Annotated in this window: 11 protein-coding genes; 9 read left to right on the top strand and 2 right to left on the bottom strand. The window is 42.0% G+C overall.

Features of this window, described 5'->3' with window-relative positions; all coding sequences use genetic code 11:
* Positions 1 to 54 precede the first annotated feature (54 nt).
* The 4 genes from BDE27_RS02795 (at position 55) to BDE27_RS02780 (ending at position 3243) form a co-directional block, all read left to right on the top strand.
* Positions 55 to 834 (top strand): SDR family oxidoreductase, encoded by a 780-nt coding sequence (locus BDE27_RS02795; RefSeq protein WP_099132525.1) that lies wholly within the window; start codon positions 55 to 57, stop codon positions 832 to 834.
* 71 nt (positions 835 to 905) lie between these two features.
* Entirely contained in the window at positions 906 to 1784 is an 879-nt protein-coding gene (locus tag BDE27_RS02790) for a co-chaperone YbbN (RefSeq protein WP_099132524.1), read from the top strand.
* 48 nt (positions 1785 to 1832) lie between these two features.
* Entirely contained in the window at positions 1833 to 2762 is a 930-nt protein-coding gene (locus BDE27_RS02785) for an SPFH domain-containing protein (RefSeq protein ID WP_099132523.1), read from the top strand.
* Positions 2763 to 2781: 19 nt separating this feature from the next.
* On the top strand, positions 2782 to 3243 hold the full coding sequence (locus BDE27_RS02780) for an NfeD family protein (RefSeq protein ID WP_099132522.1): 462 nt from the start codon (positions 2782 to 2784) through the stop codon (positions 3241 to 3243).
* Here BDE27_RS02780 and cueR read toward each other — a convergent pair.
* Positions 3234 to 3638 carry a Cu(I)-responsive transcriptional regulator gene (gene cueR / locus BDE27_RS02775; RefSeq protein ID WP_099132521.1) on the bottom strand — a complete coding sequence of 135 codons (405 nt, stop codon included), beginning with the start codon at positions 3636 to 3638 and terminating at the stop codon, positions 3234 to 3236. The two genes, BDE27_RS02780 and cueR, sit on opposite strands and share 10 nt — an antisense overlap.
* Positions 3639 to 3717: 79 nt before the next feature.
* Between cueR and copA the strand changes: the two genes are divergently transcribed.
* The 4 genes from copA (at position 3718) to BDE27_RS19570 (ending at position 8768) form a co-directional block, all read left to right on the top strand.
* The gene (gene copA / locus BDE27_RS02770) at positions 3718 to 6465 is read left to right on the top strand and encodes a copper-exporting P-type ATPase CopA (RefSeq protein WP_099132520.1); all 2748 of its coding nucleotides are present in this window, start codon (positions 3718 to 3720) and stop codon (positions 6463 to 6465) included.
* A gap of 143 nt (positions 6466 to 6608) precedes the next feature.
* A complete protein-coding gene (locus BDE27_RS02765; RefSeq protein WP_099132519.1) occupies positions 6609 to 7421 on the top strand; it encodes a TraB/GumN family protein in 813 nt (270 codons plus the stop codon).
* A gap of 75 nt (positions 7422 to 7496) precedes the next feature.
* The gene (ybaK, locus tag BDE27_RS02760) at positions 7497 to 7973 is read left to right on the top strand and encodes a Cys-tRNA(Pro)/Cys-tRNA(Cys) deacylase YbaK (protein WP_099132518.1); all 477 of its coding nucleotides are present in this window, start codon (positions 7497 to 7499) and stop codon (positions 7971 to 7973) included.
* Positions 7974 to 8441: 468 nt separating this feature from the next.
* Positions 8442 to 8768, top strand: a complete 327-nt coding sequence (locus BDE27_RS19570; RefSeq protein WP_208638550.1) for a C2 domain-containing protein — start codon at positions 8442 to 8444, stop codon at positions 8766 to 8768.
* Positions 8769 to 8951: 183 nt separating this feature from the next.
* On the opposite strand, the gene ushA is transcribed toward BDE27_RS19570, so the two are convergent.
* Positions 8952 to 10619 (bottom strand): bifunctional UDP-sugar hydrolase/5'-nucleotidase UshA, encoded by a 1668-nt coding sequence (gene ushA, locus BDE27_RS02750; protein ID WP_099132517.1) that lies wholly within the window; start codon positions 10617 to 10619, stop codon positions 8952 to 8954.
* Between the two features lie 242 nt (positions 10620 to 10861).
* Between ushA and BDE27_RS02745 the strand changes: the two genes are divergently transcribed.
* Positions 10862 to 12079 (top strand): MFS transporter, encoded by a 1218-nt coding sequence (locus BDE27_RS02745; RefSeq protein ID WP_099132516.1) that lies wholly within the window; start codon positions 10862 to 10864, stop codon positions 12077 to 12079.
* Positions 12080 to 12261: the final 182 nt, after the last annotated feature.

The following is a 12261-nucleotide window of genomic DNA, read 5'->3' as shown; positions in this document are numbered from 1 at the left end:
CTTAATAGTAAATCATTTATTTCCATAAATTGATGCAGGTGAACAGGTAAAGTTATGCAAAAAGCTATTTTTATTACTGGGTGTTCTAGCGGGATCGGGTTAGTCGCGGCTAAAACGCTCCACCAACGTGGTTACCGCGTACTCGCAGCTTGCCGCAAACCCTCTGATTTGGCACATATGCATGAATTGGGGTTCGAACCCATCGAATTGGATTTAGATGATAAAGAAAGCGTAGAGTGCGCCGCCAGGAAAGTCATCAAATTAACCGACGGCCGTTTGTTCGGGCTATTCAATAATGGGGGATTTGGTGTCTACGGTCCATTAGAAAGTATCTCCCGCGAACAGATGGAAAAACAGTTTTCCACCAATTTCTTTGGCACCCACCAACTGACATGCCTGCTACTGCCAGCTATACGCGCTTATGGCGCAGGGCGGATTGTCCAAACCAGCTCTGTTATGGGATTGATCTCGACACCAGGTCGTGGGGCGTATGCTGCCAGTAAATATGCCCTTGAAGCATGGTCGGATGCCTTACGTGGAGAATTGGCAAAAACAGACATTAAAGTCAGCCTGATAGAACCTGGTCCAATCCATACCCGTTTTACGAAGAATGTCAATCAAACACAGCAGGATCGTCCGGTTGAGAATCCAGGCCTTGCTCGTCGTTTTACGTTGATGCCTGAGGATGTCGTTTCTAAACTCATTCATGCACTGGAAAGCCCTAACCCGAAATTACGCTATTCCGTTACCTTATTGACTCATGGAGTAAAAATGATGCGCCGTCTACTCCCTGAGCGATGGCTCGATAGAATCTTGCGCTGGCAAAGTAAATAGACATTGAAAAACGGACAAACAAGTCTTATTTATTCATGTAATCACCTTACAACGACTCAGAGAAAAATCCCATGGAACCAACCGTAAATACAAACAACAATACTGCCCATATCATTAATATTGATGAATCGAATATTGCCGAAGTTGTACAGCACTCTCTCAACCAGCTTGTCGTATTCTACTTCTGGTCTCCACAGGACCTACATTGCCATGAATTAGAAACCACGCTTGATAAAATAGCCCATGAATATGCAGGGCAATTTGCTCTGGCCAAAGTCAATTGTGACCAACTTTACCATATTGCTGCACAATTTGGTGTACGTAGCTTGCCTACCGTACTGTTTGTAAAAGAAGCTCGTCCTGTTCAGGGTTTTGAAGGTATCCAGACCGATGAGGCTATCAGAAAAATTTTTGCCACTCTCCTTCCTCAAATGGAAAAATCACCATTAGAGCAAGTTAACGAGCTACTTGTAGAAGGTAAGGATCAGGAGGCATTACCTTTATTGAAAGAAATCCATCAAGAAAACCCGCAAGATACAGAGATTACCCTATTGCTAGCCCAAGTGAACCTTTCACTCAATCATCTTGAAGAGGCCCAAAAAATAGTGGATACCATTCCATTAGAAGCACAAGATGAACGCTATCATGAATTGCTTGAATGCCTTAAGTCCCAGAAAGAGGCGGCTGATTCACCTGAGATTCGACAACTGCAACAAGAGTTGGCAACTCAAGCAGAGAATGCAGAATTAGCCGTACAACTGGCTGCGAAATTACACGAAGTTGGCCGTAATGAAGAAGCCTTGGAATTATTATTTAGTTTTCTGAAAAAGGATCTTTCTGCTGCCGAGGGTGCAGTGAAAAAGACGATGATGGAGATTCTCTCTGCACTAGGCACTGGAGATGCTCTGGCATCTAAATACCGTCGTCATGTATACTCTTTACTCTATTAAGTAAAGAAAACTTATATATTCCATAATTAGCTAAGTAAGGGAATTGTTATGGATTTACTCTCTTTTGGTGCTGTACCGATTTTAATCGTTATTGCGATTGCTATCGTCTTTACTTGTGTTAAGACCATTCCACAGGGTTATCAATGGACTGTTGAGCGTTTTGGACGTTATACCCGTACATTAACACCAGGCCTGCACATTATCATGCCATTTGTTGATCGTATCGGTCGTAAAATCAATATGATGGAACAGGTTCTGGATATACCATCGCAGGAAATCATTTCTCGCGATAATGCCAATGTCACCATTGATGCTGTCTGCTTTATTCAGGTTGTCGATCCCGTACGTGCTGCCTATGAAGTCAGCAATCTGGAGCTGTCCATCATCAACCTGACCATGACCAACTTCCGTACTGTGTTGGGTTCAATGGAACTGGATGAAATGCTGTCCCAACGCGATTCCATCAACAGCCGGTTGCTGGCAATCGTCGATGAAGCCACTAACCCATGGGGTGTCAAAATCACGCGTATTGAGATCCGCGATGTGCGTCCACCTAAAGAGTTGATCTCCGCAATGAACGCCCAGATGAAAGCAGAGCGTACCAAACGTGCAGATATTCTTGAGGCAGAAGGTATTCGGCAGGCAGCCATTTTGAAAGCGGAAGGAGAAAAACAGTCGCAAATCCTGAAAGCAGAAGGTGAGCGCCAATCAGCCTTCCTTCAGGCGGAAGCCCGTGAACGTGCCGCCGAAGCAGAAGCGCGTGCAACCAAAATGGTTTCTGACGCTATTGCTAATGGCGATATGCAGGCAATTAACTACTTTATTGCCCAAAAATATACCGATGCCCTCACCAATATTGGTGCCTCAAATAACAGCAAAGTTATTATGATGCCGCTGGAAGCCAGCAATTTGATGGGCGCCATTGGTGGTATTGCCGAATTAATTACCGAAAGCAAGAAGAGCAAACAGGATAAATAGCCATACAGGATAAATTGTTATGATTGAACAGATCGCCACTCAGCCAGCCTGGTTCTGGCTCTGTTTTGGTGGCCTGCTTCTGATTGCAGAATTGCTGGGAACGGGAGGATATCTGTTGTGGACAGGAAGTGCAGCTGTCGTTGTTGCCCTGATCACATGGATTTTCCCTAATATGGGCTGGGAACTGCAAGGCACGCTGTTTGCTGTCTTGACCTTGCTTTCTGTTATTGCATGGCGTAGCTGGCTACGCCATCGCCCACGTCAGGCTAGTGATAAGACGCTCAATCAGAAAAACCACCAGTTAATTGGAATGCGTGCCCGTTTAATCACGGATACTGAAAACGGTTTTAGCCGAATCAAACTGGCCGATGGCAGTTGGCGCGTTTATTGTAACCAAGAGCTTCCAGCCAATACCGAAGTTGAAGTTATCGCCGTTGACGGAATCACATTAAAGGTGAGACCTATTCCCCATCAACCGTGATGCTTACAGCAGCCAGATAAATGCTCAATGATGGGACAATCAGCCCCATCATCTCCCGGGCATTCAGCCACCAATACCAGTAATTTTTCCTTTATCTTTTGCAATTCCAGCATCGTTTTTTCTATTTCCGCCACTTTTTGCAGGGTCGCCATTTTTACATCGGCACTGTGACGGTGAGGATTGCGAAATAATCGCAGCAATTCGCGACATTCCTCCAATGTAAATCCAACTTCTTTCGCCTGACGCAAAAGCATCAGTTCGTCAATGTGCCTTTTCTGGTAATAACGATAGCCATTATCTCCCCGCTCCGGCGCAGTAATGAGATCTTTTTCTTCATAAAACCGAATTGCTTTACTGGTTAAACCGGTCTTACGGGCAATTTCACTGATATTCATTATTTCCCCTTGACCTTCCCCTTGCAGGAAGGTTTAGCCTTAATGATAAGTATATCACTCTGTATCAGGAGATATTGTTATGTCCACAACCACCATTCTCGCACTTCAAGGCCTAACTTGTATGCATTGTGTCGGCAGGGTTAAAAAAGCGCTGGAAAGAATACCCGGCGTTGAGCTGACGGATGTGAACCTCAATTATGCCAAAGTTATCAGTAATGTTTCATCTGATGAATTGATTGCCGCCATTGTTACCGAAGATTATCAAGCCACTGTTGCCACCCTGCCCGATGTTGTATTGCGCCTGTCAGGTTTAAACTGCATGAAATGTGCAAATAAGACACAAAAGGCATTGGAAACAGTAGAAGGTGTTATCGCCACAGAAGTTGATACCCAAACAGCAAAAATCTATGGTAAAGCAGAGAACAGTGCTTTAATTCATGCTGTCGAACAAGCCGGATATCACGCTGAATTAGCCACGGAAGCCGATTGCCCAAAAACTGAGCCGCTGGCAATATATGTTCCACAGACTCCGGAGTCTTTGGCAGCGGCAATATCTTCGACTCCGGTAGAAACAGTTTCTGTTGAGCACAACAACAAAAATGATGCGAGTGATAATGACAGTATTCAGCTCCTGCTGGATGGCATGAGCTGTGCAAGCTGTGTCAGCAAGGTACAAAAAGCCCTGCAATCCGTTGATGGCGTGGAACATGCCAGAGTCAATCTCGCGGAAAGAAGCGCATTGGTCACAGGCCACGCATCACCAAACGCTTTAGTTGAAGCAGCCATCAAGGCCGGTTATGGTGCGGAAATCATTCAGGATGAAACAGAACGCCGTGAACGCCAGCAACAAGTAGCACAAGCTAATATGCGCCGCTTTCGCTGGCAATCAGCCCTTGCGTTAGTGGTTGGGGTGCCTGTCATGGTGTGGGGAATGATAGGCGACAATATGATACTTACACCGGCAAACCACGCCATTTGGCTAACTATTGGTTTGATAACACTGGGTGTCATGGTATTTGCAGGTGGGCATTTTTATCGCAATGCGTGGCAAAGCCTAAAAAATGGCAGTGCAACAATGGATACCCTTGTCGCTCTGGGTACTGGCGTAGCTTGGCTCTATTCAATGAGCGTCAATTTATGGCCAGAAATTTTTCCACCCCAAGCGCGCCATCTTTATTATGAAGCCAGTGCCATGATCATTGGTTTGATCAATCTCGGCCATGCCTTGGAACAACGTGCCCGTCAACGTTCTTCCAAGGCCCTTGAGCGATTATTGGATCTCACCCCGCCAACAGCGCGGATAGTTACCTCTGAAGGTGAAAAAACAGTGCCACTGGCCGATGTGATGCCTAATATGGTACTGCGCCTGACAACAGGAGATCGTGTTCCGGTTGATGGTGAAATTACTCAGGGTACAGTTTGGCTGGATGAAGCCATGCTGACAGGTGAACCCATTCCTCAGCAAAAAACAACTGGCGATACCGTCCATGCCGGCACTGTAGTTCAGGATGGTACGGTACTGTTTAAAGCCAATGCGGTTGGCAGCCAAACAACCCTGGCACGCATTATCAAATTAGTGCGTCAGGCACAAAGCAGTAAACCTGAAATCGGCCAATTGGCGGATAAAATATCATCAATATTCGTACCTATTGTTGTTGCTATCGCCCTGATTGCTGGCATGATTTGGTATGTTGTCGGCCCTGCCCCACAAATTATGTACGCACTGGTCATCATAACAACAGTCTTGATTATCGCCTGTCCTTGCGCGCTTGGATTGGCAACCCCCATGTCCATCATCTCAGGGGTAGGACGGGCAGCCGAATTAGGTGTATTGGTGCGTGATGCTGATGCTCTGCAACATGCCAGTCAACTGGATACGATTGTCTTTGACAAAACAGGTACCTTAACTGAAGGTATGCCACAAGTCACAGAGATCCACACCTTTAATGGTTTCACCGAAGAGCAAGTATTGCTGTGGGCCGGTGCATTAGAAAATGGCTCTAATCACCCTTTGGCAAAAGCTATTTTACTTAAGGTTGAGGGACACAAATTACCTGAAGTACAAGCATTCCGTACCTTGGCGGGATTGGGTGTTAAAGGGGAAGTCGGCGATATTATTCTGTTATTGGGTAACCAAAAATTACTTGAGCAGCATCAGATTGCAACCGCAGAGTTAAAGCCATTTATTGTGGCACAGGCAGAAAAAGGCATTACCCCCGTTATTCTGTCAGCCAATGGGAAAATCGCTGCCTTGTTTTCCATTCGTGATCCCTTGCGCCAGGATACCGTTTCAACCCTGCAACGCTTACATCACCAAGGCTATCGTTTAGTTATGTTAACCGGAGATAATCCCACCACAGCGAATGCTATCGCCCAGGAAGCGGGTATTGACCAGGTAATTGCTGGTGTTTTACCTGATGGCAAAGCAGCGGCCATTCGGTCACTTCAATCAGAAGGCAGGAAAGTGGCGATGGTCGGTGATGGCATAAATGATGCTCCTGCATTGGCACAAGCGGATGTTGGCATTGCAATGGGAGGCGGTAGTGATATCGCCATAGAAACCGCAACAATTACCCTGATGCGCCATAGCCTGCACGGGGTTGCTGATGCAGTTGAATTATCCCGCGGTACATTGCGTAATATGAAACAAAACCTATTTGGTGCATTTGTCTATAATACTTTAGGCATTCCAATTGCAGCCGGCATTTTATACCCTTTCACAGGCACTTTATTAAACCCTGTCGTTGCAGGTGCAGCCATGGCATTGTCTTCTATTACTGTTGTCAGTAACGCCAATCGCTTATTGCGCTTCAAGCCTAAGTCCTGACCTAACATCCAGGAAATTTTATTTTCCCCCCATGAAAAGCTAAACGGAATATGTTTAGCTTTTCATCCCGCACTTTTCTCTCTTTCTTGTTAGCCATTAACAGGTTAGCATACCACCCAATGCCAGCTATTGGAGTATGCAATATGGGAAAATTAATGTCATATTTCAGTAATATATTAGGGTTCAATTCCCAACAGTATTACCCTTATCCTGCTTTTGACATCAATTTAAATAAAAACAAACAATTACATATTGTTGGCAGCATTCATATGGGTACTAAAAACATGTATCCACTTTCTGAGGTATTGTTGGAACAACTAGAGCAAGTGGATGCGCTGATTGTCGAGGCAGATATCACTCAGGTCAATTCCCCTTTCAAGGAAACGTTTCCTGAACAGCCCGAACTATCACAACGTTTATCTCCCGAACATTTTGCCTGTTTACAACACTATTGCCGAGAAATTCAACATCCAGTCACGTTGCTGGATTCATTGCCGTCGTGGCAAGTTGCATTGATATTACAGGCAGCCCAAGCCCAATATTTGGGGTTACAACCTCAATATGGTATCGATTGCCAATTACTGAACAGTGCAAAAGCTATCAATAAACCCATTATCGAGCTGGAAGGAACTGATGCACAAGTTAGCCTTCTCACCAATTTGCCAAACGGTGGGATCTCACTATTGGAAGATACCATCACTCATTGGCATACCAATGCCCGTGCTTTACAGACTATGATTAGCTGGTGGATGAATTACAAACCTGAGAAACAAAATCAGGTAATACCAATGACATTCTGCGAAGAGATTTATCAAACCCTAATGTCTGAACGCAACCGTCAATGGAGTGAGCAATTACATCGCTTACCGGCAGGAAAATATTTGGTTGCAGTAGGCGCCTTACACCTTCACGGCAAGAATAACTTACGGCAGATGCTGGCAAAAATACAAGCATAGCAACTTCACCTGTTTCATACTGAAAGCTAACTATTACAGATAAGCAGTTATAAATTGATCGTTATAGGAAAAAATATGACTCCCGCTATTGTCTTGCTGGAAAAACAAAAAATTAATTTCAAACTTCATTCTTATGACCACGATGTCAATGAACATAATTTTGGTGATGAAGTGGTGAAAAAACTCGGTTTAGATGCTAATCAGGTTTTTAAGACATTGTTGGTTTCATTGAATAGTGATCCTAAAAATCTTGCTGTCGCTGTTACGCCTGTCTCTGGGCAACTCGATTTGAAAAAAGTGGCTAAAGTTTTCAAGGCCAAGAAAGCAGATATGGCCGATCCTCAACTGGCACAAAAGGTAACGGGTTATTTAGTGGGTGGCATTAGCCCGTTGGGACAGAAAAAACGTCTACCTACCGTGATTGACAGTCAGGCGCAAACCTTGCCAACCCTATTTATTTCTGGTGGTAAACGTGGTTTAGATATTGAATTGTCCCCCATAGACTTATGCCAATTACTTAATTGTTCATTTTCTGACATTGCTAAAATTTGAAAATAAATTGTAATTCCCGCTTAATTTTTTCGAGCTGGCTCTGTTTTCTTTAAAACAGGGCCTTGTGATAAACAATAATGCCGATATACTTCCCTCATGGCGCAAAAATCACTAATTACTATTTCAATTAACTTAGTTTATTTAAATAGAAGAAGAATGAAATGGCCACCTCATCATTTTTTCGACAAATTGTTATTACTGATCCCAAAGCAATTAAAATGCTGAGAAAGGCTAATAGGAAACAACCAAAAGATGATTTTGAAAAATAGACTTTGAAGCACAGCAAAAGGAGGCAATAGAGATATTAAAACGAAAATTCTCACTCTAAGTAAAATTCTTGCAGCCTTTGGTAGTGACAGAACAAAAGAATATTTGCTCTCATTCTCCTGTCCATCTAACCATGACGTAGAATCATTTTTACATTTAAAATCAATTAGATTTGAACAAGAAAACGCAACAAGAACCTATTTGATTGTAGATAAAGAAGGATTTTTACTGGCTTATTTTTCTTTAACATTTAAGGAGATATCAACAAGCAATTTTGCCATTTCAAAGACAAAGATAAAAAAATCTAACGGTATTAGTAAAAATGAAAATTCTCTAAAAGTTTATTTAATTGGTCAAATAGCCAAAAACTTTTTATTACGTAAAAACCCAATAAAACTTAAAGATATTTTATTTCATATCAATGTCACCATTGAAAAAAATCAAGAGTTAACAGGAGGAAGAATTACTATTTTTGAAATACCAAAGCAATTCAAAAAATTATCACCTTATATGAAAAAATGGACTTGAAAAACAACCAACCAAAGGAGAAAACAATTCATTAATTACTATGCCATTTAATAATTAGATTATTATTCAGTCTTAACCGTTCCTATTATAGATTATGCATAACACGCCTTATTGATAGTAAACAAAAGACCATCTGTCTTTCAGATGGTCTTTTTATACAGATAACTAGCAGCAATCTATTGATCAATTGTTATTATTTATACGAATTTCACCTTTCGGTTCATAATCAGAGTCTTTTAATGGAGAATGTTTTTCAATATATCCTTTTAATACTTCAGCATCGATAAATCCCGTGTCAACATAACCAGGCAAATTATCAATCCGTGGATAACCATCCCCTCCAATCGCGTTAAAGTTCAACGTCGCCATTCGATAAGTTTTATTTGGATCTAATGGCTTACCACCGATTTTTACATCACTGATATTCTTACCATTCTTCACAAAGCTCACCTTATAAAACTGCCCATAGGCACCTGAATCTTTTTCCATATTTGCAACAGCCGTCAAATATGGCAAAACTTCGCTACCTTTGAAGTCCACATAAACCAGTTGGTTAGCAAATGGATGAACTTTCAGGACATCTTTGTAAGTGATATCTCCTGCTTCAATTGAGTCACGAATCCCACCACCGCTCATCACTGCAAAATCAGCGTTTGTTCGTTCCATCTGGGCAGCCAATACAAGATGTGCCATATTTGTTTGAACGAAACGTACCTTACTGCGATCACCGTCTAATTTTTTATCTACTGAGCCTATTTTTACATTAAGTATCCGGCTGCCCTTGTCCTGATAAGGTGTCAGCAACTTAAGCATTTCAGGATTTTGTTTAATTTCATGCGTATAGTAAACACGTTCCGTACTGCCATCTTCTTTTGTCACCTTTTTCTTTAAATTAATAGGGATCAATTGATAATGAACCAACTTGAATTCACCATTACGGAATTGAAAATCAGCCCGACCTACGTATTTCCCCCATTCATGAGCCTGAACAATCCATGTGCCATTTTGGCGATCGGGAGAACAAGGTGTGCCCGGAACATAATCCACTTGTTTATAGTTTTTATTCTCCGCAGACATACATACCGGATCTTGTGAATGGCCACCCACGATCATATTTAAATAACCCGCAGGCAAACTGCGTGCCATTTCAACATCTCCTGGCGCATTCGTGCCATGATGCCCATCGTCATAGTGCCCCATATGGGTTGCCGCAATAATTACATCTGGCTTTTCATTCTTTTTCAGCTCTTCAATAACTTTTTTGGCTTCTTCAGCAGGAACGCGGAATTCGACATCCGGAAAATTAGCCGGATTACCTATTTTCGCTGTATCATCGGTTGTCAGGCCAAGAACCGCTACTTTCACACCTTGCTCATCAAAAATGGCATATGGCTTAAATAAACGCTTGCCTGTACTGGTTTGGTAAATATTGGCAGAGAGAAATGGGAAATTTGCCCATTTTTGTTGCTGGAACAATACATTTAAGGGCTTATCAAATTCATGGTTCCCCAATGCCATCGCATCATATCCCACCAGATTCATACCCTTAAAATCTGGCTCAGCATCTTGCATATCTGATTCCGGTACGCCGGTGTTAATGTCACCACCTGACAATAACAATACGCTCCCCCCTTTCCTGGCAACCTCCTGACGAATGGAATCTACCACCGTTTTTTGGGCTGCCAAACCGTATTCACCATAATCGTTATGCCAGAAGTGACCATGATGATCGTTAGTATGCAAGATGGTAATGTCATAGGTTTTATCTTTTTCCCAGGCGTTTGCAATTAACGGTGCCAGTGACAGCGAAACTGCAAGGGCGCAAATTGACGCTTTAAACGATAATTTCATGGGGTATCTCCATGTATTTCAAAATTTTATTAGTTATATGATGATAATGGTTTATCCCTTTTAAGCCGCTGCTTAAAAGATTTCACCTTTTTGAGATTGCGGTCAAATTATATAGGTATAAATAAAAATTTTGTTAATTATCTAAGATGTATTATGGTGTAAAAATTAAACAGTAAATCAACAAACCTAAAAAAATTACCCCTGCAAACTTTATTGATAATGACATTGATAAGCGAATAAATATGAGTGAAAAAAGTAAAACGACCTCTTTTCCAACATCACCAACAAAAACACATCAGACAGTCTTTTCAATTCTTGGTGCCATCAGCTTATCCCATATGCTGAATGATATGATTCAATCGTTGATTCTGGCTATTTATCCACTGCTGCAATCTGAATTTACTCTCAGTTTTATTCAGGTTGGAATGATAACTCTAACCTATCAGGTAACAGCATCCCTATTGCAGCCCCTTATCGGTTTGTATACTGATAAACATCCGCAACCCTATTCATTGCCTATCGGTATGGGATTTACCTTATCTGGTTTGCTTCTATTAGCTTACGCTGAAAGTTTTTCAATTATATTAATAGCCGCCGCATTGGTCGGTACGGGGTCATCCGTTTTTCATCCAGAATCGTCACGAGTCGCACGCATGGCTTCAGGTGGACGTCATGGCCTGGCCCAATCTTTATTTCAAGTAGGGGGAAATTTAGGAAGTTCATTAGGTCCACTGTTAGCAGCTATTTTTATTGCGCCTTACGGCAAAGGAAACGTCGGTTGGTTTTCTCTGGCAGCATTGTTAGCTATCGTAATCCTCTTGCAAGTCAGCCAGTGGTATAAGATGCAGCATCGGGTTATAACCCCGCTATCTTCTCATACCAATTCCCTGCCAAAGCTACCTAGAAAAACTATCATAAATTCTTTTGCCATTCTTCTGTTACTGGTTTTCTCCAAGTACTTTTACCTAACCAGTATCAGTAGCTACTATACCTTTTATCTGATGCAGAAATTTGGCTTGTCAGTGCAAAACGCCCAGATCCACCTATTTATCTTTTTATTTGCCGTAGCGGCAGGTACCCTGATTGGAGGGCCGATCGGAGATAAGATAGGTCGGAAATATGTCATTTGGGGTTCAATTCTTGGCGTTGCACCTTTTACCCTGCTGTTACCTTATGCCTCCTTATTCTGGACAAGCATACTAACGGTTATTATTGGTATAATATTGGCCTCTGCGTTCTCTGCTATTTTAGTCTATGCCCAAGAGCTAATTCCCGGTAAAACAGGCATGATCGCAGGTTTGTTCTTTGGCCTGGCCTTTGGTATGGGGGGCATTGGGGCTGCCGTACTTGGTTATGTCGCAGATAAAACCAGTATAGAATTGGTTTACAAAATTTGTGCTTTTCTGCCACTTCTTGGTATTTTTACGTTGTTTTTGCCAAAAATAGAAAAGAACGCTTAAAAAAGACAAGGAAAATCCTGGATAAACACCATAATTATTAGACTATTTTTCTTTGTAAACTAGCGTAAATAATGGCAATATCTACATAAAATTACATTAAAATAGTATTTATGTAGATCACTCTCGTTTTTACCACTCAATATATTTTTTTGTAATCTTTAACTATTTATAAAATATATTAT

This window comes from Xenorhabdus ehlersii, from assembly GCF_003610465.1.
GTDB classification, from domain to species: domain Bacteria; phylum Pseudomonadota; class Gammaproteobacteria; order Enterobacterales; family Enterobacteriaceae; genus Xenorhabdus; species Xenorhabdus ehlersii.
Note: the sequence above shows the minus strand (reverse complement) of the source record. Positions and strands in the feature narration are given on the sequence as shown.